The organism is Reyranella sp. (assembly GCF_004296935.1).
GTDB lineage: Bacteria > Pseudomonadota > Alphaproteobacteria > Reyranellales > Reyranellaceae > Reyranella.
In genome coordinates, this window is record NZ_SCVH01000132.1 from 13,454 (window position 1) to 36,776 (window position 23,323).

The 23,323-nt window shown below is 67.4% G+C and carries 22 protein-coding genes; 8 read left to right on the forward strand and 14 right to left on the reverse strand.

Annotation, left to right across the window (positions count from 1 at the left end):
- The first annotated feature begins 4 nt into the window (after window positions 1–4).
- Together fabZ and gloA are read left to right on the forward strand one after the other, a co-directional pair.
- The gene (gene fabZ / locus EPO55_RS18700) at window positions 5–481 is read left to right on the forward strand and encodes a 3-hydroxyacyl-ACP dehydratase FabZ (protein WP_296338621.1); all 477 of its coding nucleotides are present in this window, start codon (window positions 5–7) and stop codon (window positions 479–481) included.
- 11 nt (window positions 482–492) lie between these two features.
- Window positions 493–900 (forward strand): lactoylglutathione lyase, encoded by a 408-nt coding sequence (gene gloA, locus EPO55_RS18705; protein WP_296338622.1) that lies wholly within the window; start codon window positions 493–495, stop codon window positions 898–900.
- Window positions 901–910: 10 nt separating this feature from the next.
- Here gloA and EPO55_RS18710 read toward each other — a convergent pair whose 3' ends face one another.
- From EPO55_RS18710 to gltX, 5 genes are all read right to left on the reverse strand, one after another.
- The gene (locus EPO55_RS18710) at window positions 911–1,111 is read right to left on the reverse strand and encodes a hypothetical protein (RefSeq protein ID WP_296338623.1); all 201 of its coding nucleotides are present in this window, start codon (window positions 1,109–1,111) and stop codon (window positions 911–913) included.
- Between the two features lie 30 nt (window positions 1,112–1,141).
- Window positions 1,142–2,440 (reverse strand): citrate synthase, encoded by a 1,299-nt coding sequence (gene gltA, locus EPO55_RS18715; protein WP_296338624.1) that lies wholly within the window; start codon window positions 2,438–2,440, stop codon window positions 1,142–1,144.
- A gap of 120 nt (window positions 2,441–2,560) precedes the next feature.
- On the reverse strand, window positions 2,561–3,442 hold the full coding sequence (locus tag EPO55_RS18720; protein WP_296338625.1) for a DMT family transporter: 882 nt from the start codon (window positions 3,440–3,442) through the stop codon (window positions 2,561–2,563).
- Between the two features lie 63 nt (window positions 3,443–3,505).
- Window positions 3,506–5,203 (reverse strand): glutamine--tRNA ligase/YqeY domain fusion protein, encoded by a 1,698-nt coding sequence (locus tag EPO55_RS18725; RefSeq protein ID WP_296338627.1) that lies wholly within the window; start codon window positions 5,201–5,203, stop codon window positions 3,506–3,508.
- A gap of 58 nt (window positions 5,204–5,261) precedes the next feature.
- Entirely contained in the window at window positions 5,262–6,668 is a 1,407-nt protein-coding gene (gene gltX / locus EPO55_RS18730; protein ID WP_296338628.1) for a glutamate--tRNA ligase, read from the reverse strand.
- Between the two features lie 86 nt (window positions 6,669–6,754).
- Here gltX and EPO55_RS18735 point away from each other — a divergent pair, with 86 nt between their 5' ends.
- Window positions 6,755–8,884, forward strand: a complete 2,130-nt coding sequence (locus tag EPO55_RS18735) for a ComEC/Rec2 family competence protein (protein ID WP_296338630.1) — start codon at window positions 6,755–6,757, stop codon at window positions 8,882–8,884.
- A 462-nt stretch (window positions 8,885–9,346) separates the two neighbouring features.
- Here EPO55_RS18735 and lexA read toward each other — a convergent pair whose 3' ends face one another.
- The 5 genes from lexA to trpD all read right to left on the reverse strand — a co-directional run bounded on the left by lexA (window position 9,347) and on the right by trpD (window position 13,863).
- Window positions 9,347–10,087, reverse strand: a complete 741-nt coding sequence (lexA, locus tag EPO55_RS18740) for a transcriptional repressor LexA (RefSeq protein ID WP_296338632.1) — start codon at window positions 10,085–10,087, stop codon at window positions 9,347–9,349.
- A 120-nt stretch (window positions 10,088–10,207) separates the two neighbouring features.
- Window positions 10,208–11,431, reverse strand: coding sequence for a gephyrin-like molybdotransferase Glp (gene glp, locus EPO55_RS18745; RefSeq protein WP_296338634.1), 1,224 nt, complete (start codon window positions 11,429–11,431; stop codon window positions 10,208–10,210).
- Window positions 11,432–11,510: 79 nt separating this feature from the next.
- On the reverse strand, window positions 11,511–12,047 hold the full coding sequence (moaC, locus tag EPO55_RS18750) for a cyclic pyranopterin monophosphate synthase MoaC (RefSeq protein WP_296338635.1): 537 nt from the start codon (window positions 12,045–12,047) through the stop codon (window positions 11,511–11,513).
- The gene (gene trpC, locus EPO55_RS18755) at window positions 12,044–12,853 is read right to left on the reverse strand and encodes an indole-3-glycerol phosphate synthase TrpC (protein WP_296338636.1); all 810 of its coding nucleotides are present in this window, start codon (window positions 12,851–12,853) and stop codon (window positions 12,044–12,046) included. The genes moaC and trpC overlap by 4 nt, the downstream gene beginning before the upstream one ends.
- Window positions 12,850–13,863, reverse strand: coding sequence for an anthranilate phosphoribosyltransferase (trpD, locus tag EPO55_RS18760; RefSeq protein ID WP_296338650.1), 1,014 nt, complete (start codon window positions 13,861–13,863; stop codon window positions 12,850–12,852). Before trpD ends, trpC begins: the two co-directional genes overlap by 4 nt.
- Before the next feature lie 68 nt (window positions 13,864–13,931).
- Here trpD and EPO55_RS18765 point away from each other — a divergent pair, with 68 nt between their 5' ends.
- Entirely contained in the window at window positions 13,932–14,132 is a 201-nt protein-coding gene (locus EPO55_RS18765) for a heavy metal-associated domain-containing protein (protein ID WP_296338637.1), read from the forward strand.
- 180 nt (window positions 14,133–14,312) lie between these two features.
- Here EPO55_RS18765 and EPO55_RS18770 read toward each other — a convergent pair whose 3' ends face one another.
- The 3 genes from EPO55_RS18770 to EPO55_RS18780 form a co-directional block, all read right to left on the reverse strand.
- Window positions 14,313–15,275 (reverse strand): tripartite tricarboxylate transporter substrate binding protein, encoded by a 963-nt coding sequence (locus tag EPO55_RS18770; protein WP_296338639.1) that lies wholly within the window; start codon window positions 15,273–15,275, stop codon window positions 14,313–14,315.
- An 85-nt stretch (window positions 15,276–15,360) separates the two neighbouring features.
- Window positions 15,361–15,963 (reverse strand): aminodeoxychorismate/anthranilate synthase component II, encoded by a 603-nt coding sequence (locus EPO55_RS18775; protein WP_296338640.1) that lies wholly within the window; start codon window positions 15,961–15,963, stop codon window positions 15,361–15,363.
- Window positions 15,964–15,991: 28 nt separating this feature from the next.
- Window positions 15,992–17,026 carry a MerR family transcriptional regulator gene (locus tag EPO55_RS18780; RefSeq protein ID WP_296338641.1) on the reverse strand — a complete coding sequence of 345 codons (1,035 nt, stop codon included), beginning with the start codon at window positions 17,024–17,026 and terminating at the stop codon, window positions 15,992–15,994.
- 117 nt (window positions 17,027–17,143) lie between these two features.
- On the opposite strand from EPO55_RS18780, the gene EPO55_RS18785 reads away from it, so the two are divergent.
- The gene (locus tag EPO55_RS18785; RefSeq protein ID WP_296338642.1) at window positions 17,144–18,028 is read left to right on the forward strand and encodes an EamA family transporter; all 885 of its coding nucleotides are present in this window, start codon (window positions 17,144–17,146) and stop codon (window positions 18,026–18,028) included.
- Here EPO55_RS18785 and EPO55_RS18790 read toward each other — a convergent pair.
- Complete coding sequence (locus tag EPO55_RS18790; RefSeq protein WP_296338643.1) at window positions 18,025–18,639, reverse strand: glutathione S-transferase family protein; 615 nt, start codon at window positions 18,637–18,639, stop codon at window positions 18,025–18,027. The two genes, EPO55_RS18785 and EPO55_RS18790, sit on opposite strands and share 4 nt — an antisense overlap.
- 94 nt (window positions 18,640–18,733) lie before the next feature.
- On the opposite strand from EPO55_RS18790, the gene EPO55_RS18795 reads away from it, so the two are divergent.
- The 3 genes from EPO55_RS18795 to EPO55_RS18805 form a co-directional block, all read left to right on the forward strand.
- Complete coding sequence (locus tag EPO55_RS18795; RefSeq protein WP_296338644.1) at window positions 18,734–21,412, forward strand: bifunctional acetate--CoA ligase family protein/GNAT family N-acetyltransferase; 2,679 nt, start codon at window positions 18,734–18,736, stop codon at window positions 21,410–21,412.
- Window positions 21,413–21,640: 228 nt separating this feature from the next.
- Complete coding sequence (locus EPO55_RS18800; RefSeq protein ID WP_296338645.1) at window positions 21,641–22,630, forward strand: divergent polysaccharide deacetylase family protein; 990 nt, start codon at window positions 21,641–21,643, stop codon at window positions 22,628–22,630.
- Window positions 22,631–22,661: 31 nt separating this feature from the next.
- The coding region (locus tag EPO55_RS18805; RefSeq protein WP_296338646.1) for a gamma-glutamyltransferase at window positions 22,662–23,323 on the forward strand (662 nt) is incomplete at its 3' end.

Genomic DNA, 23,323 nt, shown 5'->3' on the forward strand with positions numbered 1-23,323 from the left:
TGACATGAACATCCAGACTGACAAGACGAGCCTCTCGGCAGTCACGTCCGTCGACATCAAGCGGATATTGCAGATGATCCCGCATCGCTATCCGATGCTGATGGTCGACCGGGTCATCGACATGCAACTCGACCATAGCGCCGTCGGGATCAAGAATGTCAGCATCAACGAGCCGTTCTTTCAGGGACATTTCCCGTCAGAACCCGTCATGCCGGGCGTTCTGATCGTCGAGGCCATGGCGCAGACCGCTGCGGTGCTGGTCGTGGCCACCTTCGGCGGCGAATCGGAAGGCAAATTGGTCTACTTCATGTCGATCGATGGCGTGCGGTTCCGCCGGCCGGTACTCCCTGGCGATCGCCTCGAACTTCATGTTGAGAAAATCCAAAGCCGCGCCAACGTCTGGAAATTCTCGGGCAAGGCGATGGTCGAAGGCAAGTTGGCGGCGGAAGCCACATTCGCCGCGATGATACGCGACAGGTAGGGGAGACGGAGATGTCCGGCACTGCAGCCAAGTACCGCATGCTGCACACGATGATCCGCGTCGTGGATCTCGACAAGTCGCTCGCGTTTTATACCGGCCCGATGGGTATGAAGCTGCTACGCAAACGCGATGTTCCGGACGGCAAGTATAGCTTGGCCTTCGTCGGCTATGGCGAGGAACCCGAGCATTGCGTGGTCGAGTTGACCCACAATTGGGATCAGGCGAAGCCCTATGAACTCGGTACCGGCTTCGGCCATCTCGCTATCGGCGTGCCCGATGTCTACGGCGTTTGCGAGCAGGTCACGAAGACCGGTGGCAAGGTCACCCGCGCCCCCGGGCCGGTGAAGTTCGGAACGACGGTGATTGCATTTGTCGAGGATCCTGACGGCTACAAGATCGAGCTGATCGAACGCAAGTAGGGCCCGTCGCCTAAAACGATCGCCAGCCGAGTATCAGGAGCCCAAGCAGCGCGGTCGCGAGACCGAGCGCAAACAGGCGCCGCAGCGCGCCATGCCGATGGAAATTGTCGTTCGCCGGCCGGCCGAGGCGTACGACGCGGGGCATCGGCCTCGGCTTCTGGGTGACCGCCCAGGTCGCCGCCTGGTTCGGTCCATACGATGATCTCGCCATGTCCTCTCGCTTTCCTCCCCGGATCGCGAATTAGCTCCGCATATGCAGCGGCTTGTAAGGGCGTTCGGTCTGACCGTTGTACAGCTGACGCGGGCGACCGATCTTCTGGTCCGGATCCTCGATCATCTCGTTCCATTGTGAGACCCAGCCGACCGTGCGCGCCACGGCGAACAGGACGGTGAACATCGAGGTCGGAATGCCGATCGCCCGGAAGATGATGCCGGAATAGAAATCGACGTTCGGATAGAGCTTCTTGGAGACGAAATAGTCGTCCTTGAGGGCGATCTGCTCCATTTCCATGGCCAGTTCGAGCAGCGGATCGTGTTCGACGCCCAACGACGTCAGGACCTCATGGCAGGTCTGCCGCATCACCTTGGCGCGCGGGTCGTAGTTCTTGTAGACGCGATGGCCGAAGCCCATGAGCCGGGTGTGGTCCTGCTTGTCCTTCACGCGGGACAGGAAGCCCGGGATGTTCTGCTTGCCGCCGATCTCGTTCAGCATGTTGATCACGGCTTCGTTGGCGCCACCATGGCTGGGTCCCCACAGCGAGGCGATGCCGGCGGCGATGCAGGCAAACGGGTTGGCGCCCGACGAACCGGCCAGCCGGACCGTGGAGGTCGAGGCATTCTGTTCATGATCGGCATGGAGCATCAGGATGCGATCCATCGCCTTTTCGATCACCGGGTTGACCTCGTACTCCTCGGCCGGCACCGAGAACATCATGCGCAGGAAATTGGCGGCGTAGGAGAGATCGTTGCGCGGATAGACGAAGGGCTGGCCGACCGAATACTTGTAGGCCATTGCCGCAATGGTCGGCATCTTGGCGACCAGGCGATACGACGCCACCATCCGCTGGTGCGGATCGTGGATATCGAGCGAGTCGTGATAGAAGGCCGACAGGGCGCCCACGACGCCGCAACAGATTGCCATCGGATGGGCGTCGCGGCGGAAGCCACGATAGAACTGGCTCAGCTGCTCGTGCACCATCGTGTGCATAGTAATATCTTTGACGAACTTTTCCTTCTGCGCCTTGTTCGGAAGTTCGCCCTTCATCAGCAGGTAGGCGACTTCCATGAAGTCGCTCTGCTCGGCCAGCTCGGCGATGTTGTAGCCGCGGTGCAGCAGGATGCCTTCGTCGCCGTCGATGTAGGTGATCTTGGAGCCGCAGGAGCCCGTCGACGTGAAGCCTGGGTCGTAGGTGAACATCCCCGAGTCGCCGTAGAATTTGCGGACATCGACCAGACGCGGCCCGATCGTGCCGTGGATGATCGGCATTTCGTAGGTTTTGCCGGTTTCGTTGTCGGTGAGCGTCGCGGACGATTTGGCCATTGGGTGAACTCTTTTCAGCTCGATTCAGGCAAGGCGCAGGGCCGCGCGAAAGGCGGTGTCGCCGGGTTCACGGGCACCCTAACAAGCCACCTCCGGAGGCGCAATTGTGCCGGCGGACCGCTATTTCGCGGCGCGTAGGCGGGCCCAAATCCGGCCGTCGATGGCAACCAGGCCGAGGCCGATCAGGGCCATTCCGGCGAACTGCCGAAGTTCGAGGCGTTCGCCGAGGAAGACGGCGCCGAGGAGGATGGCGGTGACCGGTATCAGGAATGTAACCAGCAGCAGGTTGGTCGCACCGGCAGCGGCAAGGATGCGGAAGTAGAGGACGTAGGCCAGCGCCGTCGACAGCAGCGCGAGGCCCGCGACTGCACTCCAGGTGACGGCCGACGGCATCGGCCAGACGGGCTCCGCCAGCAGCATGATCGGCAGAATCAACATGGCGCTGGCCGTGAGCTGCCCGGCGGCGGCCTGCAGCGGCTGCACACCCAGCGCCTTGAAGCGGCGCCCGTAGATGCCGGCAAAGGCGTAGGACAGCGCGGCGGCGAGGCAGGCGATCTGGCCCCAGATGCTGCCGCCAAGATCGGGGCCAACCAGGATGGCCACACCGGCCAAGCCGGCCAGCACGCCGACGAGCTTCCGGACTGTCATGCGTTCGTCACGGGTGAAGATGTGTGCCACCACGACGGTGAAGAGCGGCGTCGTGGCGTTCAGGATCGAGGCGAGCCCGGAGGTGATCGTCGTCTGGCCCCAGAAGATCAGGCTGAAGGGCAGGGCATTATTGAGTGCGCCCATGACCAGGAGCTGACGCCAGGGCGTACCAGCCCGCCACAGGCTCGCACCGATGGCCGAGGCCACGATGTTGAGCGCCAGGGCGGCGAGGGCGACGCGAAAGAAGACGATTGTGAACGGCCCGAGCTCGGCCAGCGCCACCTTGGCGAAGAAGAACGAGCCGCCCCACAGGATCGACAGCAGGACGAGGAGAGACCATTCGCGGGCGCGCATCGCCCGCTGGTCTCACGGCGGCCCGCTTCGATCTATCCGCTGGCCGCCAGCAATCGCACCTTGCTAACTCTGTACCTGCACCTTCGCCCAGGTGTCCCGCAGCTCGATCGTGCGGTTGAACACCAGAGCGTCCGACCGGCTCGCCAGGTCCGGGCAAAAATAGCCCAGCCGCTCGAACTGCACGGCTTCCCCCGCAGCCGCTTCCACCAATGAGGACTCCAACAGAGCGCCCGACAGGACTTCGAGCGAGCCTGGATTGAGGTCGGCGTCCAGATCGCCACCGGCGCCCGGGTCAGGCCGATTGAAGAGCGTGCTGTACAATCGGACTTCGGCGGGAAGAGCGTCCCGTGCGGACACCCAGTGCAGGGTGGCCTTCACCTTTCGACCGTCCGGCGCGTTGCCGCCGCGGCTCGCAGGATCGTAGGTGCAACGCAGTTCCACGACGTTGCCGGCGGCATCCTTGACCACCTCGCGGCAGGTGACGAGATAGGCGTAGCGCAACCTGACCTCTCGTCCCACGGCCAGCCGGAAGAACTTGTTCGACGGATTCTCCATGAAGTCGTCGCGCTCGACGAAGATTTCCCTGCCGAAGCGAAGGGGACGCGTGCCCGCGCCTGGATCCCCCGGATGGTTGACGGCCTCCAGCTCTTCCACGTGGTCTTCGGGAAAATTCTCGATCACGAGTTTGAGCGGCCGCAGGACCGCCATGCGTCGCTCAGCCGCCTGATTGAGATGGTCGCGGATCGCGTGATCGAACATGGCGAGATCGACGAGGCTGTTGGCCTTGGACATGCCGATGCGCCGAACGAAGTCGCGGATCGCCGCCGGCGGCACGCCGCGGCGGCGTAGGCCGGCAAGCGTCGGCATGCGCGGATCGTCCCAGCCGCTCACGATGCCGCGCCGCACCAGATCCGTCAGGTGGCGCTTGGAAAGCACCGTGTACCCGAGATTGAGCCGGGCGAATTCGGTCTGGCGCGGGCGCGCCGGCACCGGCAGGTGGTCGAGGAACCAGTCGTAGAGCGGACGATGGTCCGCGAACTCCAGCGTGCAGAGCGAGTGGGTGACATGTTCCAAGGCGTCGGACTGGCCGTGCGCGAAATCGTAGGTCGGGTAGATGCACCACTGCGTGCCGGTGCGCGGGTGAGACGCGTGCAGGATGCGATACAGGACAGGATCGCGCAGATTCATGTTGCCGGAAGCAAGGTCGATCTTCGCCCGCAGCACGCAGGCGCCGTTGGGAAATTTGCCGGCGCGCATATCGCGAAACAGGCCGAGATTCGTTTCCACCGAGCGGTCGCGATCCGGCGAAGCGCGGCCCGGCTCGGTCAGCGTGCCGCGCATCGCCCGCATCTCGTCGGGCGGCGTGTCGTCGACATAGGCGAGGCCGGCGCGAATGAGGTGCTCTGCCCAGTCGTACAACGTCTGAAAATAGTCCGACGCATGATACAGATGCTCGCCCCAGTCGAAGCCGAGCCAATGTACGTCCCGCTTGATGGCGTCGATATATTCCTGCTCCTCCTTCACGGGGTTGGTATCGTCGAAGCGAAGGTGGCAGCGGCCGCCGTATTCGGTCGCAAGTCCGAAATTCAGGCAGATCGACTTTGCGTGGCCTAGATGCAGATAGCCGTTCGGCTCCGGTGGAAAGCGGGTGACTATGCCCTGCACTTGTCCGCGGGCGAGATCGGCTTGAACCAGGTCGCGAATGAAATCCCGGGCCTCTTCGTTCCCAGTGGCCTCCAGCATCGGCTTCTTGTCATCCATTTACCTGTCAACCTCCACGCGGGCGCGTGCACGAGCAAGCCAATTATAACATTGCCAGCTATCCAGCCGCCGCCAGCAATCGCACCTTGCTCTCGGCGGGCCCCAGCACGGCCAGCACTTCGAAGATGCCGGGCGACGCGGTCGAGCCGGTCAGCGCGACGCGGAGCGGCTGGGCGACCTGGCCGAGCTTCAGCCCGTTCGCCTCGGCGAACTTGCGCACGGCTTCTTCGATCGCCTTTTCGCTCCAGTCGCTTGCCTGCAGCTCCAGCGCCGGCGCGAGCTTGGCCATGACGGCACGGGCGTCGGGCGTCAGCACGCCGCGTGCCTTGTCGTCGGAAATCGGCGGCGCGCCAGCGCGTGCGTAGAAGGCAAGACCGTCCGCGAGTTCGACGAGGGTGCGCGCGCGCGGCTTGACGCCGTTCAAGCCGCGCAGGATGCGCTCGTGTGCGTCGGCATCCAGGGCGCCGCCGATCTTTGCCTCGACCATCGGCAGCACCAGCGGCAGCAGCTCGGCATCCGGCGTCTCGCGCAGGTAGTGCGCGTTGAGGTTGGTGAGCTTGGCGATGTCGAAGCGCGAGGCCGAGCGGCCGACGCCGGCGAGGTCGAACCATTCGACGGCCTGCTGGGTCGAGATGATCTCGTCGTCGCCGTGGCCCCAGCCGAGCCGCAGCAGGTAGTTGCGCAGCGCCGCCGGCAAAAAGCCCATGTCGCGGTAGGCGTCGACACCGAGCGCGCCATGACGCTTGCTGAGCTTGGCGCCGTCGGGGCCGTGGATCAGCGGGATATGGGCGTAGACCGGCTCGGGCCAGCCCATGGCGCGGATGATCTGGAGCTGGCGGAAGGCGTTGTTCAGGTGATCGTCACCGCGGATCACGTGCGTCACTTCCATGTCGTGGTCGTCGACCACGACGGCCAGCATGTAGGTGGGCGTTCCATCGGCGCGCAGCAGGATCATGTCGTCGAGCTGGGCATTCTCGACCGTGACCTCGCCCTGCACCGCATCGTTGATCACGGTCTGGCCGGTTTGCGGCGCCTTCAGGCGCACCACGGGCTTGATGCCGGCAGGGGCGTCCTTGGGGTCGCGATCGCGCCAGCGGCCGTCGTAGCGCATCGGCTTGCCGGCGGCCTTTTGCGCTGCGCGCATCTCGTCGAGTTCCTGGGGCGAGGCGTAGCAATGATAGGCGTTGCCCGCCGCCAGCATCTGGTTGGCGACCTCGGCATGGCGGACGGCGCGCGCGAACTGGTAGGTGACCTCGCCGTCCCACGGCAGGCCGAGCCAGCTGAGGCCATCGAGGATCGCGGCGATCGCGGGCTCCGTCGAGCGCGCGCGGTCGGTGTCTTCGATGCGCAGCAGGTATTTGCCGCCGTGGTGCTTGGCGAACAGCCAGTTGAACAGCGCCGTGCGGGCGCCGCCGATGTGCAGGAAGCCGGTCGGCGAGGGGGCGAAGCGGGTGACGACTGTCATGGCCGGGGTGTCATGTGCTCGATATGCGCAGGTTCTGCCGTATTTCGGCCGGAAAAGCGCGCCGTAGGTAGGGGAGCGTTCCAGCAGTGTCAAACCTGCGCTCCTGGATCCTGAAACAGCTCGACGCCGAGCGCGGCCGCTGGATGCTGTGGCTTCCCGTGGCAATGGGACTGGGCATCGCCGTCTACTTCGAGCTCCCGAGCGAGCCCGCCCTGTGGGTCGGTCCGGCCGCCGCGATCGCGGCCCTCGTCGCCGCCTTGTTTGCTCCGTCCGGAAGCTTTGCGCGGGCGCTGGCGATTGGCGCCGCCGCGAGCGCTGTCGGTCTCGGGCTCGTCGCCTGGCGCACGGCGAGCCTGGCCGCACCGACGCTCAGCCGGCCGCTGTTCAGCATCAACGTCGAGGGCCGGATCGCCGACATCCAGCGCCTGCCCGACGGCGTGCGGGTCGTGCTCGAGGCGGTGCGCCTCAAGGGCAATGGCGTGCCGCCGGCCGAGATGATGCCGCTCAAGGTGCGCGTGTCCCTCGGCAAGGGCGCGCCCCGCCTGACCGTCGGCGACCGGCTGCTGGTGCTTGCCAACCTGTCGCCGCCGGCCGGCCCGGCGGCGCCCGGCGCCTTCGATTTCCAGCGCGTCGCCTGGTACCAGCAGCTGGGTGCGGTCGGCTACGCGCTGGCACCGGCGGCGATCATCGAGCACGGCAAGCCCAATGGCCTCCTGCGCACGCTCGATGCGCTGCGCGCCGACGTCACCGAGCGGATCATGAAAGCGCTGCCCGGGCCGGCGGGCGGCGTGGCAGCGGCGTTGCTGGCCGGCGAACAGACGGCGGTCGACAAGGACGTCGCCCAGGCGATGCGCGATTCGGGCCTGGCGCACATCCTCTCGATCTCCGGCCTCCATATCGTGTTCGTGGTCGGCCTGGTGATGGGCCTCGTGCGCTACGGCATCGCGCTCATCCCGCCGCTGGCGCTCAGGATCGACGCCAAGAAAGTGGCGGCCGTCCTCGCGCTGATGGCGGCGCTCTTCTACACGGCCCTCGCCGGCGCCCCGGTGCCGGCCCAGCGCGCCTGCGCCATGGCGGGCTTCGCGCTGCTCGCCATCCTGCTCGACCGCACGGCGCTGTCGCTGCGCCTGGTCGCCTGGTCGGCGGTGATTGTGCTCACTGCCGCGCCAGAATCGCTGACCGGCGCCTCGTTCCAGATGTCGTTCGCCGCCGTCGTCGCCCTCATTGCCGGCTGGGAGGCAGCCTCAGGCTGGCGCCGACGCCTGCACGAGCGGGCCGAAGGCATGCGCCACCGCTGGGCCTGGCGGCTCACCGCGGCTCTCGGCGCCAGCCTCGCCACGACCCTGATCGCGTCGGCCGCCACAGGCGCCTTCGCCGCCTATCACTTCAACCGCGTCAGCCTGCTCGGCGTCGCGGCGAACCTGGTGGGCGTGCCGCTCACCGGCTTCTGGATCATGCCGTGGGGCCTGCTTGCCATGCTGCTGATGCCCTTCGGCCTCGAAGCGATCGCCCTGGTGCCGATGGGCTGGGGCGTCGATGGGCTGAACGCCATCGCCCGCCATGTCGCCGCGTGGCCCGACGCCGCCACGCTGGTGCCGTCGCTGCCCGGCGCCAGCCTGTGGCTGCTGACGGTGGGCGGCCTGTGGCTCTGCCTGTGGCGCCGCCGCTGGCGGCTGGCCGGTCTTCCCGTGGCGGTGATCGGCCTGCTGCTGGGCCCGCCGCCGGCGCCCGACCTGCTGATGAGCGAGGACGGCCGCGTGCTCGGCCTGCGCGACGAGCGCGGCCAGGTCCATGTCGCCTCGGCCCGCACCGACCGCTTCGTGAGCGATGCCTGGGCGAGACGACAAGGGCAGGAGGGCGCCAAGCGCTGGACCGTGAGTGCCGACCAGCAGGCGGCGGGCCTGGGCTGCGCTACCGGCCTCTGCCGCTGGCGCAAGGGGCCGTGGCGGGTCGCCCTGGTGAGCGACGACCGCCGCCTCGCCGAGGCCTGCGGCTCGGCCGACATCGTGCTCGCCACCGTGGACGCCCAGGCTCGCTGCCGTGGCCCCCGGCTGGTCATCGACCGCCGCGACGCCTGGCGGGAGGGTGCGCAGGCGCTGTGGCTCGACGATCTGGGCGTCCGCCGCGAGACCGCCAACGCGCGCCGCGGCGACCGGCCCTGGGTGCCCAACAGCTCGATGCGCCAGACCGCGCCGCTGAAGGCGCCGGGCGCGTAGGGCCCAACTCGGCGAATTTGGCCCAACTTCGCCGACAGATATTTGGCTCCCAAATCGCCTGAAAGCCAATGAATCCAGTCTTTTCTCGGCCTCACCGGGCCCACTCGAAACGTGGGAGTGTTGGGCCCGAAGTTGGGCCCGAATCTGTCTCCGATTGGATTTCCGGGACCTTGTTTCGTTCGATCGTTGCGGCCGTCGATTCTCGTGGCCCGGCGCGCCTGGTTGCTCCGGCGTCGTCATTGCCTCGCCGACGGCCGTCGGAAAGGCGGGCTCATTCTTGTGTCTGTCCACGGGTCAGGACCCGTGGCGGCGACCTTGCGCTCAAAGGCTGCAAACCCGCGGGCGGCCGCGGGCAGGTCTTTGCCGGAATGAAAAAGGCCGGCGCCCACATTCACATGCGAAGCGCCAGCCTAGCGGAAATATACCCTAAAACCTGCTGAACTTGCAAATCGGCGTACCGGCCTAGTTGTACCGGCGATAGAGCCCCGCCAGCCGGCCCTGGATCTTGACCCGGTCGGGTCCGAAGATCCGTGTCTCGTAGGCGGCGTTGGCGGGTTCGAGCGCGATCGAGGCACCCTTCTTGCGCAGGCGCTTGAGCGTCGCCTCGGCATCGTCGATCAGCGCCACCACGATCTCGCCGGTCTCGGCGGTGTCGGCGCTCTTGATGATGGCGATGTCGCCGTTCTGGATGCCGGCCTCGACCATCGAGTCGCCCTGGACTTCGAGGCAGTAGTGCGCGCCCGAGCCGAGCAGGGTGACGGGCACATCGACGGTCGTGGAATTGTCGCGCAGCGCCTCGATCGGCGTGCCGGCCGCGATCCGCCCGTAGAGCGGCAGGCTGAGCGCTTGTGCCTCGTTGGCCACCAGGATGGCGCCGGCCAGCGGCAGGCGATCGCCACGGATGACCTGGGGCACGAAGCCCTCGCGCCCTTCGGCCATGCCGGCGCGGGCCAGCATGGGCATGACATTGGGGGCGGGCATAGCCGCCGTGTCGGGCAGTTTGAGAACCTGCAGGGCCCGCGCACGATGCGGCAGGCGGCGCAGGAAGCCGCGCTCCTCCAGCCCCGTGATCAGGCGGTGGATGCCCGACTTGGATTTGAGCCGGAGCGCCTCCTTCATCTCATCGAACGAGGGCGAGACGCCATCGTCGTTGAGGCGCTTGTTGATGAACATCAGCAGTTCGTTTTGCTTGCGGGTTAACACCGTCTTCTCCCCAGAACGCCTACCGGATTTAGGAACAAATCCTGAAACCCGACGCATGTTCTAGTTTAGTTCCGCCTCCAAGTCAAGTTTTCCCGGGGAACACGGGGATCAGTGGCGGGATCAGTACCCGCCGGGAAGGCCGGCGAGATCAACCACTTGCACGATTTCACCGGCCTTGCGGGCGGGGTCGTGGGCCGGCCGCACGAGGAAAGCCGAAGACTCCGCCAGCACCGAGAGCATGGAACTGTCCTGCACCGGATGCGGCGTCACGGTGAGAGTGCCGTCGGCGGCCCGGCTGAGTGCAGAGCGGACATAGTCCTCGCGCGTGTCGTTCATCTTGACGTCGACAGCCAGTCTGGCCGGCACTGTGCCGACGAGGTCGCCGGGCTGGCCCAGCATCCGGTCGATTGCCGGCTTCAGGAACAGGAGCGCGCAGACCATGGTCGAGACCGGATTGCCCGGCAGGCCGAGCACGCGGGCGCGGTCCTTGGCGGCAAACATCAGCGGCTTGCCCGGGCGCATGGCGATCCGCCAGAAATCCATGGCGAAGCCCTGGGCCTTCAGCGCGTCCTGAACGAGATCGTGATCGCCGACCGAGGCGCCGCCCAGGGTGATCAGGAGGTCATGCTGCGCGCCGGCAGCGATGCAGCTCTCGATCAGCCCGGCGTCGTCGCGGGCGATGTCGAACAGGATGGGTTCGCCACCCCAGCCGCGCACAAGCGCGGCCACGGCGATGCCGGAGGAAGAGACGATCTGATTGCGGCCCACCGGCTCGCCCGGCAGCACGAGTTCGTCGCCGGTCGAGAGGATCGCGACACGCGGCTTCCGGCGCACGGAAAGCCACGGCAGGTTCATGGCGGCGGCCAGCGCCACGTCGCGCGTGGTGAGCGTGCGGCCCACCGCGAGCGGCTGGTCGCCCGCGGCGAAGTCGAGGCCGGCCTTGCGGATGTGCCGGCCCGGCCGCGGCGCCTCGAGGATGGTGATCCTGTCGCCTTCGGCCTTGGTGTCTTCCTGGATCACGATGGCATCGGCGCCGGTCGGCAGCGGACCGCCGGTGAAGATGCGCACCGTCTCGCCGGGTTTCAGTGCATGATCGTAGGACCCGCCGGCCGGCGCCTGGCCGACCAGTTTCAGCGTCGTCGGCGCGGCGGGAACGTCCGCGGCGCGCATCGCGTAGCCATCCATCGCCGAAAGGTCGGACGGCGGCTGCGTCAGCCGCGCGGCCGGTGCCACGGCCAGCACGCGGCCGGCGGCGTCGGCCACCGAGATCGTCTCGGCCGGCAGCGCCTCGAACGCCGCGATGACACGGGCATGGGCGTCACGGACGGAGAGGAGGGGGCTCATCGCAGAGTCTTTCCCTCTCCCGTCATACGGGGGAGGTGCCCTCGTCTTACGAGGGTGGAGGGGGTGGACGCGAAGGAGCTCATGACCCCCTCCGCCGCGTATGACGCGGCACCTCCCCCGAAGACGGGGGAGGAGAAGAAATGTCCCAAGTCCCCGACTTGCCGCCGGACTTGTGGACGAGCTTTACGCCGGAGATGACCATGCCGCGGTCGACGGATTTGCACATGTCGTAGACGGTGAGGGCAGCGACGGAGGCGGCGGTGAGGGCTTCCATCTCGACGCCGGTGCGACCCTTCAGTTTGCAGGTCGCCTCGATGTCGACCGCTTTGCGCTTGGGATCGAGCGAGAGTTTCACGTCGACCGACGACAGCGCCAGCGGATGGCAGAGCGGGATCAGGTCGGGCGTCTTCTTGGCGGCCATGATGCCGGCGAGCTGCGCCACGGCCAGCACATCGCCCTTCTTGGCCTTCCTGGTCGCGATCAGCTTCAGGGTCGCGGCCTGCATGGTGACGCTGGCGCGTGCGACAGCGACACGCTCCGTCACGTCCTTGTCGCCGACATCGACCATGCGGGCGTTGCCGGTGCCGTCGAAGTGGGTGAGCGTCTTTCGCTTCATGCCGCCGCTGCCTCGCGGACCAGCATGTGGCGCACCGCCGCCTCGACATCGGGCTGGCGCATGAAACTTTCGCCGATCAGGAAGGCCTGCGCGCCGACCTTGGCCATGCGCGCGAGGTCGGCCGGCGAGCCGAGGCCGCTCTCGGCCACCAGCACGCGGTCCTTCGGCACCAGCGGTGCCAACTGCTCGGTCGTGGCGAGGTCGACCTTCAGCGTCTTGAGGTTGCGGTTGTTGACGCCGATCAGGTCGGCGTCGAGCTTGAGTGCGCGCTCGAGTTCCGGCGCATCGTGCACCTCGACCAGCACGTCCATGCCCCACTTGTGCGCGAGGCCGGCGAGCTCGGCCGCCCGCGCATCGTCGAGGCAGGCCATGATCAGCAGGATGCAGTCGGCGCCCAGCGCACGCGCCTCCGGCACCTGGTAGGGATCGATCATGAAATCCTTGCGCAGCACCGGCAGCTTCACCGCGGCGCGGGCTTGCGTGAGGAACTCGTCCTTGCCCTGGAAGTAGGGGCCGTCGGTCAGGATCGAGAGGCACGTGGCGCCGCCGCGCTCGTAGGCCTTGGCCAGTGCCGGCGGATCGAAATCCTCACGGATCAGGCCCTTGCTGGGCGAGGCCTTCTTGATTTCGGCGATCAGCCCGTAGCGGCCTGATGCGATGGTGGCCTTCAGCGCCTTGGCGAAGCCGCGCGGCGAGTCGGTGTCGCGCGCCAGATTCTCGACCGCGCGCAGGGGGCGCTGCGAAATGCGGCCGGCGACGTGACGGCGCTTGTCGGCGACGATCTTGTCCAGGGTATCGCCGCTCATGCGCAGATCCTTTTCAGTGTGGCGAGTGCTGTGGCCGCCTTGCCGGTGTCGATCGAGGCTGCCGCGAGCGCGGCACCCTGCTTGAGGTCCTTTGCCTTGCCCGCGACCATGAGGGCCGCGGCGCTGTTCAATATCACGATGTCGCGGAAGGCGTTCTTCTCGCCGGCCAGCACCTTGTTGATCGCCTCGGCATTGTGCACGGCATCGCCGCCCTTGAGGTCGGCCATCCGGGCGCGCTTCACACCGGCCTCCTCGGGCGCGATCTCGATCTCGCTCACCTTGCCGTTCTCCAGCGAGGCGGCCCAACTCGTTGTCGTTGTCGTGAGTTCGTCCATGCCGTCCTGGCCATGCACGACCAGGGCGCGCTCGAGGCCGAGTTGCCCCAGCGCCTCGGCGACGGGGCGGAGCCAGCGGCGATCGAACACGCCGACGAGCTGGCGCTTCACCAGCGCCGGGTTCGACATCGGGCCGAGCAGGTTGAAGATGGTGCGGTTGGGCGCGAGTTCGACGCGGGGGCCGGCCACGTTGCGCATGGCGCTGTGGTGGCGCGGCGCCATCAGGAAGCACACGTTGGCCTCGACCAGCGCCTTTTCCAGCGCTTCGATCGGCACTTCGAGCCCGATGCCCAGCGCCGACAGCACGTCCGCTGCCCCGGACTTGGAGGTGAAGGCGCGGTTGCCGTGCTTGGCGACGGGGACGCCGGCCCCCGCCACGACGAATGCGGAGCAGGAGGAGACGTTGTAGGTGCCGTGGTGGTCGCCGCCGGTGCCCACGATATCGATGGCGCCCGCGGGCGCGCGGACGCGCAGGACCTTGGCCCTGAGCGCCCGGGCGCCGCCGGCCAGCTCCTGGGCGGTCTCGCCGCGGACCTTCAGCCCCATCAGGAAGGCGCCCATCTGGGCCGGAGTGGCGTCGCCCGAGGTCATGATGTCGAAGGCGCGCTCCGCCTCGTCGATCCCCAGGGAATCGCCGTTGCCCACCTTGGCCAGAAGGGCCCGAAAATCGTCGATATCGCCGCTCACCGGAACTCCAGATTTGCCTCTTGCCGGCCGGGCCGGCGGGCGGCTAGCTATATCACATGGCTCAAGAACTCATCCTCAAGGTCACCGGCATGGATTGCGACGGCTGCGTAAAGGCCGTCACCCGTGCCGCCACCGGCGCCGGAACCGCGCCGATCTCCGTCGATCTCAAGAGCGGGGAGATGCGTCTCCCGGCCGATGCCGACGTTGCCGCCATCACCAAGGCGGTCACGCGGGCGGGGTTTGGGATTGCCAGTTAGGCGGCGATCTTAAGGTTAAATATTTCCTGTAATCCATTGATTATAGGAAATATTACCAAACCTATATCCATGTCTGGTCTATAAATTAAAGATCCCTCGCGACGCTCGGGATGACAAAACTCGGGATGGACAAATGTTGTCACCCCGAGCGTAGCGAGGGGACTTTCCTCTTTAACGCCTTCACTCGATCTTCACGCCGGCGTCCTGGACGATCTTGCGCCACTTGGTGTTCTCGATGGCGATGAAGGCCTCGAACTCCTGGCGCGATTCCTTGGCCGGGACGAAGGACAGGCTCCTGAGCTTCTCCAGCACCGCGGGATCCTTCAGGATACGCATCACCTCGGCGCTCAGCCTGTCGAGAATGGGCTCAGGCGTCTTGGCGGGCGCCGACAGGCCGATCCAGCCGACGGCGACGACGCCCTGGATGCCCTGCTCGGCGACGGTCGGCAGGTCCGGCAGGAAGGGCGAGCGGCGCTGGTCGGCGATGCCGATCGCCTTCACCTTGCCGGCCTTCACCGGGCCGATGGCGCCGGGAATGGCGTCCGACAGGAGCTGGATGTCGCCGCTCTGCAGCGCGAGCTGCGCGTCGGCGTTGCCCTTGAAGGGCACGTGCGTGAGCTTGATGCCGGCAGCATTCTTCAGCATCTCGACCGCGAGATGGCTCGCCGAGCCGTTGCCCGAGGAGCCGTAGTTGAGATCGCCGGTCTTGGCCTTGGCGACCAGCTCCGGCACAGAGGTGATGCCGCTCTTGAGGCTGGTCATCAGGACCTGCGGCGTCAGGCCGATGTTGGCGATCGGCGCGAAATCCTTCTGCGGATCGTAGGGCAGCTTCGGGTAAAGCGCCGGGCTGATGCCGTGGGTCGAGATCGTGACCATCAGCAGCGTGTAGCCGTCGGGCGTGGCCTTGGCCGCCACGTCGGCACCGATCTGGCCGCCGGCACCGGGACGGTTCTCGACGATGACCTGCTGGCCCAGCGCCTTGGTGAGCTGGTCGGCCATGACGCGCGCCAGGATGTCGGTCGCCTGACCAGCCGGAAACCCGACGATGATGCGGACCGGCTTGGCGGGCCAGGCCTGGGCGAAGGCGCCCGGCGCGATGCCGGCAGCGGTGGCCGAGGCGAGAACGAATCTGCGTTTGAGCATCGGTGTCATCCCGAGCGAAGCGAGGGACCCTTGCGGGCGTTGGCCAAAGGTCCCTCGCTTCGCTCGGGATGACAACGGCTTTGTCTCAGGCCGCGCGCTTCTTCTGCTGCGACGGATGCTCGCCGGCGATCTTCAGAAAATTCTCCAGGATCTTGTGGCCATGTTCCGAGGCGATGCTCTCGGGATGGAACTGCACGCCATGGATCGGCAGCGACTTGTGACGGAGTCCCATGATGATGTCGCCGGTCTCGGCGGTGACGTCGAGCTCCTTGGGAAAATCCTTCCGGTCGACGATCAGCGAATGGTAGCGCGTCGCCTGGAAAGGCGAAGGCACGTCCTCGAACACGCTCTGGTTCTTGTGGTCGATGCCCGACAGCTTGCCGTGCATCGGCGTCGGCGCGCGCACGACGTGGCCGCCGAACACCTGGCCGATCGCCTGGTGGCCGAGGCAGACGCCGAGCAGCGGCACCTGTTCCTTGGCGGCGGCCTTGATCAGATCCATGCAGATGCCGGCCTCGTTCGGCGTGCACGGCCCGGGCGACAGCACGATGCCGGCGGGTTTCAGCGCCATCGCCTCCTCGACGGTGATCCGGTCGTTGCGATGCACGACGCATTTCGCGCCGAGATCGCCCAGGAAGTGGACGAGGTTGTAGGTGAAGCTGTCGTAGTTATCGATCAGGAGAATCATGCGGCAATAGTAGCCGACCTCGTGGGGACTACGCCACCTGAGGTCGCCACGCGATAACGCCTTCCGTTCGCGCCCGCACGTCGGGTGAGGCGAGACAGGTGGCGACGGCCTCGTAGCCAGGGGCACCGGGATAGGGCGCGACGCGGGTCGGCGGGCTGTGATTGGCGGGGCAAAGAAGGATCGCCTCGTCGGGCCCGACGGCGGCCAGATCCAGGATCGCGCTGGAGCGCGTGAGCAGGAAGAGCGGGCGGGCGCCGGGCCCGCGGCGGCGCAGATGGGCAATCAGGGCCTCCTGGGTGGCCTGATCCAGACCCTGTTCGACCACGTCGACAACCAGAATGGCCGGGCCGTCGGCCTCCAATCCGACAAGTAGAGCGACCAGGGGCTTCGACAGCACGGCGCCGTCCTCGACGAGCCAGGTCAGGCTCTGGTCGACGCGCGCTCTAAGGGTCGGGTCGGCGTCCAGTCGCGTCCGTGCCGCAGCGCCACCGTCCGCCAACCGGTCCAAACCCAGGAAGGCAGCGTTGGGCAAGGTCTCGGCCAAGCGTTGGGCCAGCCGGGTCTTGCCGCTGCCCAGAGGGCCGATGATGTAGTTCAGCGCCCTGATGTCGCGCAGCTCGAACCGTTCGCCGCCCCACGGCCAGGGAAGGTCGAAGGCGACTATCAGGTCGGCGGCGGGCCCCAGCAGGCGCGACAATTCTCCGGCAGGCGGCATCCGGCCCTGAGCGAGATCGCTCCGCAGTCCGCGGACTTTCTCCGCGGTGCCGGCGAGTTGGCGGACTCGATCTTCGAGCGTCACCTGGTGCGCCGCGAGCGCCGGTTCGAGGTCGTCCGCGTCGCCGCACAGCACCCGAGCTACCTGGGCGAGACTGAGGCCGAGCGCGCGGAGTGCCACGACCTCTGCCGCGCGGGCCATCTCGCCGGGTCCATAGGCGCGCCATCCGGCGGCGGTGCGGACCGGCGAGACCAGGCCGCGCTGCTCGTAGAGCCGCAGGGCCTTGGTAGAGACGCCGAGCCGTTTGGCGGCGTCGGAGGCGTTCAGAAATTGGGCGGAAGAGCTCACACATCACCTCGCTGGTTGCTGACCGCTCTCCTTATCGGGGCGGCCCCAAGGGCCGGGTCAAGTGGTCAGAGCGCGTGCTTGGGGGTAATGTAATCGTAACAAGAAAAGAAAGCCCCCTTGGTCGTCGAACCCCTCATCGTCGGGCTGCTGCTGGCCGCAGCCCTCATGCACGCCACATGGAACGCCATCCTGAAGTCCGACCAGTCGGACCGGCTGGCGACGTTCGGCGTCATCATGACCACCGGCACGGTGATGGGCGTCTGCGTCGTGCCGTTCGTGCCGATGATCGAGCCGGGGGCGTGGAAGTTCCTCATCGCCTCGGTCCTGATCCACGTCCTCTATTATACGTTCCTCCTAAAGGCCTATTCGTACGGCGATCTCAGCCACACCTATCCGATCGCGCGCGGCCTCGGGCCGTTGCTGGTAGCGCTGGTGTCGGGCCGCTTCATCGGCGAGGAGCTGCGGACGCAGGATATCGTCGGCGTCTTTTTGTTGAGCTTCGGGCTGGTGGCGCTCGCCATGCCGCTGCGCAACGTCGTGCCGCGGCCGGGTGCCCGGCATGGACTCGCGACTCTGTTCGCGGTCCTGACCGGCGTCACCATCGCGGCCTACATCATCGCCGACGGCATGGGTGTGCGCACCGCCGGGCCGACCTTCGAGCACCGCATCTCCTACATCGCCTGGCTCTGCGTGCTGGAGGGGCCTTGGCTGCTGGTGTTGGCCTTCATCCTGCGCCCCGACACGGTGTGGGGACATCTGAAGCGCACCTGGTATCGCGGCGTGATCGGCGGCGTGATCGCCAACGTGGGCTACGGCATCGCGATCTATGCGCTGGTGCTGGGGCCGATGGCCCATGTCGCGGCCTTGCGCGAGACCTCGGTGCTGTTCGGCGCCCTGATCGGCACCCTGCTGCTGGGCGAGCCGTTCGGCGGCCGCCGGGTGGCAGCGGCTGCAGTGATCGTCGGCGGGCTCGTGCTGATGAACGGCCCGAGCGTTTTCTAGGTTGCTGGCGGCTCGGTCGAACTGAAGGGAAGCTCCTCCAGCAATTTCTTCGTGAGCGCGCGCAGGCGTGGCGCCCGTGCTTCCGTATCGAGGCCGATGCCGCGCGCGAGACGTTCGGCGACGAAAGCCGTGACGTCCGCCTGGGTGAGGCGTCCGAGCAACAAGTATGGTTGGGCCGGATCGACCATGGCGTCGACCGCAGCCAGTGCGTTGATCACCTGCGCGTTGCAGTCGTCGATCCAGGGTTGGTGAATCTTTTCCGCCGGCGTGTGGTTGCGCGTGTAGGCCGCCTGTAGCGCCTTGTCGCAGGCGCCCATCATGAGGGCCGCGACTTTCAGCACGGCGCGGCGATCGGCGCCCGACGCGGGCGTGAGCGCGCGGTCGCGGCCATAGCTCTCGTCGAGATGATCGATGATGGCGCCGCTGTCGACCAGCGTCTCGCCGCCGTCGAGCACCAGCGCGGGGATGCGGCCGAGGGGATTGCTGGAGCGAACTTCCGCACGGTTCGCGAATCCGGAAAGGGACTGCTGTTCGAAGGGTGCCCCATAGGCTTTCAACGTGATCGCGACGCGGCGCGTGTAGGGCGAGCGATTGACGCCGATCAACAGCATCGCGGCTCCCCGCAGGCTGCGACGGCGTCGACCTTGTTTGCATCGGGGTTCGCTGTCATGGCTCCACCACAATTGTCGGCGACAGGATGGAGCGATGTCCACCCGCAATCTCGACAAGCTCATGGCGCCGAAATCGGTCGTGGCGATCGGCGCCAGTGTACGCCCCGGCTCGGTCGGCGCGGCGGTCACGCGCAATCTGCTGGCCGGCGGCTTCCACGGCGAGATCTACCTCGTCAACGTGAAGGGCGGCGAGATCGACGGTCGACGCGTCTACCGCAGTCTCGCCGAACTGCCGGAAGTGCCCGACCTCGCGGTCGTCATGACGCCGGCGGAAACGATTCCACGCCTGATCCTCGAGCTGGGCGAGCGCGGCACGCGGGTCGCGGTGGTGATCAGTGCCGGCCCGGGCAATGGCGCCGACGGTGCCCAGGTGAACGCGCGCTGGCGGCGGCGCATCCTGCGCGCCGCGCGGCCGCACCTGTTGCGCGTCGTCGGGCCGAACACCATCGGCTATGCCATGCCGAAACTGGGGCTGAACGCCAGTTTTGGCCCGGGCAACCTCAAGGCCGGCCGCATTGCCGCCGTCGCCCAGTCGGGCGCGGTGCTGGCCGGGCTCGCCGACTGGGGCGCGGCCCAGGGCATCGGCTTCTCGCACCTGATCTCGATGGGCGACATGAGCGACGTCGATTTCGGCGACGTGCTCGACGTGCTCGCACGCGACGCCGACACGCGCGCCATCCTGATGTACATCGAGGGCATCAGCCACGCGCGCAAGTTCATGTCGGCGGCGCGCGGCGTTGCCCGCATCAAGCCGGTGATCGTGCTCAAGGCCGGCCGCCACGCCGCTGCCGCCAAGGCCGCGGCCTCGCACACCGGCTCGATGGCCGGATCGGCCGCCGTCTACGATGCGGCCTTCGCCCGCGCCGGACTGGTGCGGGTGACGGGACTCGGTGAATTGTTCGATGCCGCCGAGACGCTGGGCTACGGCATCTCGCCGCGCACCGAGCGGCTGGCGATCCTGACCAACGGCGGCGGCGTCGGCATCATCGCCACCGACCTGCTGATCGACGAGGGCGGTGAACTGGCGACACTGCTGCCCAAGACCCTCAACCAGCTCGACAGGCACATGCCGCGGGCCTGGTCGCGCAGCAACCCGGTCGACATCGTGGGCGATGCCGACGGGCCGCGCTATGCCGCCGCCCTCGATGCGCTGGCCGACGATCGCGGTGTCGGTGCGGTGCTGGCGATGAACGTACCAACGGCGCTCACTTCCTCCGAGGATGCGGCGCGGGCGATCGCGGGGGCGCCTGGCGCCAAGGTCGTGCCGGTGATCGGCTGCTGGATCGGCGGTCCCGCGGCGGCGGCAGGGCGCGAGGTCCTGCACGCCGCCGGCATGCCGGCCTACGACACGCCGCTGCGCGCCGTGCGCGGCTTCATGCACATCGTGCAGTACAGGCGCGGCCAGCGCGCGTTGCAGCGCACGCCGCCGTCGGTCCCCGAGGCGCGTGCCGACACGCAGCTGGTGCGGGCCATCGTCCATGGTGCGTTGGCCGACAAGCGCTCGATCCTGACCGAGCCGGAAGCCAAGCGCGTGCTGGCGGCCTACGGCATTCCCGTCGTACCGACGGAAATCGTACTGGACGCTGCCGAGGCTGCCGCCGCGGCGGCGCGCATCGGCTTTCCGGTCGCGGTAAAAATCCTGTCGCGCCAGATCACGCACAAGTCGGACGTGGGCGGCGTGGCGCTCGACCTCGGCTCCGAGCAGGCCGTCGCCGATGCCGTACGGACCATGACCGGCAATGCGCTGGTGAAGGCGCCCAAGGCCAGGATCGACGGCTTCGTCGTGCAGCCCATGATCAAGCGGCCGCACGCGGTCGAGCTGATCCTGGGGGCAGCGGAGGACCCGGTATTCGGGCCGATCCTGCTGGTCGGCCATGGCGGCGTCGCGGCGGAAGTGGTGGACGACAAGGCGCTGGCGCTGCCGCCGCTCGACCTCGTGCTGGCCGAGGATGCACTGAGCCGCACGCGAGTCGACCGGCTGCTGCGCGGCTATCGCGACCGGGCGCCGGCGGCGCGCGGCGCGGTGGGTGAGGCCATGGTGCGCCTCTCGCAGCTCATCGCCGACGTCGACGAGATCGCCGAACTCGACATCAATCCGCTGCTGGCCGACGCCGACGGCGTGCTGGCGCTCGATGCCCGCATCGTCGTGCGCAAACCGGAGGCGGGGCAGGAGCGGGCGGCGCGCTTTGCCATCCGGCCCTATCCGGTCGAACTCGAGACGGAGGTTCGCCACAACGAGGAGAAGCTGCGGATTCGCCCGATCCGGCCGCAGGACGAAGCACTGCTCGACGGCTTCGTCCGCCGCCTGTCGCGCGAGGACGTCCGCATGCGCTTCTTCGGGCCGCTGCGCGAGCTCAGCCACGAGATGGCGGCGCGTCTCACCCAGATCGACTACGACCGCGAGATGGCGTTCCTGTTGCTGGACGGTGACATGCTGGTGGGCGTGGGCCGGCTCGCGGCCGATCCCGGCTTCGAGCAGGCGGAGTTCGCCCTCGTCGTCGCCTCGGACCGCCAGGGCCGCGGCTATGGCACGCTGCTGCTCAATCACGTGCTGCACTATGCGAAGTCGCGCGGCATCAAACGCGTGATCGGCCATGTGCTGCGCGAGAACGGCAAGATGCTCGACCTCGTCAAACGTCTGGGCTTCCGGCGCGAAGGTGGCCGCTCGGGCGAACCCGACCTGCGGGTGGTTAAGTCGCTCGGCGCTCTGTAACGTATGTTTCGACGCCCGGACTGAACTAAGGCAAAATAATGGCGGCAGGGCAAAGCGTTAGGGCGGAACGTTAATATGGCGTCGAGGAAGAACAGAAGCGGGAAGGCGAACAGAAGGAGTCCGAAACCGCCGCCGTCCCGCCGCGAGCGCCTGCGCCTGCGGTTTCGCGCCCTCGCCACGTGGACCCAGGCTCATCGCTGGCACTCGATCGTCGTCGGTATGTTGCTGATGTTCTTCGGCAGCCTGTTCGGCGGCTACTGGGCGGCCGAGTGGTTCGAATCGATCGACCGCGACCGGCTGGCGCGCGAGACGATCGAGGAGATGAAGCGCGGCACGCCTGGCGAGCCGGAACCCAAGTACGCCCGCATCGAGGATATTCCAGGCCTGCCCAAGTACACCGAGGTGGAACCGGGCAAGCCGCGGCCGACGCTCGAGGAGAAGCCGCGTCCGGCGGCCAGGCCCGCGCCGCAGGCCGCTGCCGCCGCGACCTCGAGCGATCAGGCGTGGCGGCGCAACGCGGTACCCTTCCGCGACCTCAACGGCAAACCGCTGGTCGCCATCGTGATCGACGACGTGGGCCTCGACCGCCCGCGCTCGAAACGCGCCTGGGAGCTGTCAGGTCCGCTCACCCTGTCGTTCCTGCCTTATGCCAAGGACCTGCGCGAGCAGGCACGTGCGGCCCGCGGACGCGGCCATGAGCTGATGCTGCACCTGCCGATGGAACCCACCGGACGCAACGACCCTGGTCCCGGGGCGCTGCTGGTGTCGATGAGCGATGCCGAGATCCGCCAGCGCACCGCCGCGGCGCTCGACAGCTTCGAGGGCTTTGCCGGGGTCAACAATCACATGGGCAGCCGCTTCACGGCCTTCCGGCCGGGCATGGAGACGATGTTGCGCCAGCTGAAGCCGCGCGGCCTGATGTTCCTCGACTCACGGACCACCGCGCAATCCGTGGGCGATCAGACGGCACAGGAGCTGGGCGTGCCCGGCATCGTGCGCCACGTCTTCCTCGACGACGAGGAATCGGTCGAGGCCGTCCGCCGCAAGCTTGCCGAGGCCGAGGCCGTGGCGCGCCGGCAGGGCTTCGTGGTGGCGATCGGTCATCCGCACGAGGCGACCTTGCAGGCGCTTTCCGAATGGCTGCCCACGGTGCAGAGCAAGGGTCTGGCGCTGGCGCCGGCCACCGCCGTGTTGCGCAAGCGCAACGGTTGGGATTGAGTGCCGCCAACGAAGAGTTGGAGGAAGCAGCGTGCGTTACAAGAAGCAGGCGATGATCGTGGCCCCGCAGCCCGAACCGACGGAGGCGGGCGCCGACGTGTTGCGCGAGGGCGGCAATGCCGTCGATGCCGGCATCGCCTGTGCGCTGGTCCAGGGCGTGGTCGATCCGCTGATGTGCGGCATCGCGGGCTTCGGCAGCTGCGGCATCTACAGGCCGGACAAGAAATTCCACGGCTACATCGATGCCCATGCACCGGCGCCGCTCGCCGCCCGGCCCGACATGTGGGCCAACCTGATCGAGAGCGAGGCGCGCGACGGCTACGGCTTCATTCTCAAGGGCCGGGTGAACGATATCGGCTACAAGTCGATCTGCGCGCCGGCCAACCTCAAGATGTACTACGAGGCGCACAAGGAGCACGGCAGTCTGCCATGGTCGCGCATTGTCGAGCCGGCCATCGCCTGGGCCGAGAACGGCTGGACGGTGCGGCCGCACGTTCACTACTGGTGGTCGGACGACGGCGCCTTCGGCCGCGCGCCCAATTTCGAGCGCACCGGCTTTACACCGGCGGCGCGCGCGCTCTACTGCCGCCCAGACGGGACGCCCAAGCGCGTCGGTGACAAGGTCGTGAATCGCGACTACGGCCAGACACTCCGCGCCATCGCCAAGGGCGGCGCCGACGCCTTCTATGCCGG

What these genes read in the sequence shown, in the direction of transcription:
- EPO55_RS18795 (WP_296338644.1), top strand. Translation starts at nt 18,734, where the DNA reads ATGTCCACCCGCAATCTCGACAAGCTCATGGCGCCGAAATCGGTCGTG.
- gltX (WP_296338628.1), bottom strand. Translation starts at nt 6,668, where the DNA reads ATGACAGTCGTCACCCGCTTCGCCCCCTCGCCGACCGGCTTCCTGCAC.
- glp (WP_296338634.1), bottom strand. Translation starts at nt 11,431, where the DNA reads ATGAGCCCCCTCCTCTCCGTCCGTGACGCCCATGCCCGTGTCATCGCG.
- EPO55_RS18710 (WP_296338623.1), bottom strand. Translation starts at nt 1,111, where the DNA reads ATGGCGAGATCATCGTATGGACCGAACCAGGCGGCGACCTGGGCGGTC.
- EPO55_RS18790 (WP_296338643.1), bottom strand. Translation starts at nt 18,639, where the DNA reads ATGCTGTTGATCGGCGTCAATCGCTCGCCCTACACGCGCCGCGTCGCG.
- EPO55_RS18765 (WP_296338637.1), top strand. Translation starts at nt 13,932, where the DNA reads ATGGCTCAAGAACTCATCCTCAAGGTCACCGGCATGGATTGCGACGGC.
- EPO55_RS18720 (WP_296338625.1), bottom strand. Translation starts at nt 3,442, where the DNA reads ATGCGCGCCCGCGAATGGTCTCTCCTCGTCCTGCTGTCGATCCTGTGG.
- EPO55_RS18775 (WP_296338640.1), bottom strand. Translation starts at nt 15,963, where the DNA reads ATGATTCTCCTGATCGATAACTACGACAGCTTCACCTACAACCTCGTC.
- fabZ (WP_296338621.1), top strand. Translation starts at nt 5, where the DNA reads ATGAACATCCAGACTGACAAGACGAGCCTCTCGGCAGTCACGTCCGTC.
- gltA (WP_296338624.1), bottom strand. Translation starts at nt 2,440, where the DNA reads ATGGCCAAATCGTCCGCGACGCTCACCGACAACGAAACCGGCAAAACC.
- moaC (WP_296338635.1), bottom strand. Translation starts at nt 12,047, where the DNA reads ATGAAGCGAAAGACGCTCACCCACTTCGACGGCACCGGCAACGCCCGC.
- EPO55_RS18800 (WP_296338645.1), top strand. Translation starts at nt 21,641, where the DNA reads ATGTTCTTCGGCAGCCTGTTCGGCGGCTACTGGGCGGCCGAGTGGTTC.
- trpC (WP_296338636.1), bottom strand. Translation starts at nt 12,853, where the DNA reads ATGAGCGGCGATACCCTGGACAAGATCGTCGCCGACAAGCGCCGTCAC.
- gloA (WP_296338622.1), top strand. Translation starts at nt 493, where the DNA reads ATGTCCGGCACTGCAGCCAAGTACCGCATGCTGCACACGATGATCCGC.
- EPO55_RS18725 (WP_296338627.1), bottom strand. Translation starts at nt 5,203, where the DNA reads ATGGATGACAAGAAGCCGATGCTGGAGGCCACTGGGAACGAAGAGGCC.
- EPO55_RS18770 (WP_296338639.1), bottom strand. Translation starts at nt 15,275, where the DNA reads ATGCTCAAACGCAGATTCGTTCTCGCCTCGGCCACCGCTGCCGGCATC.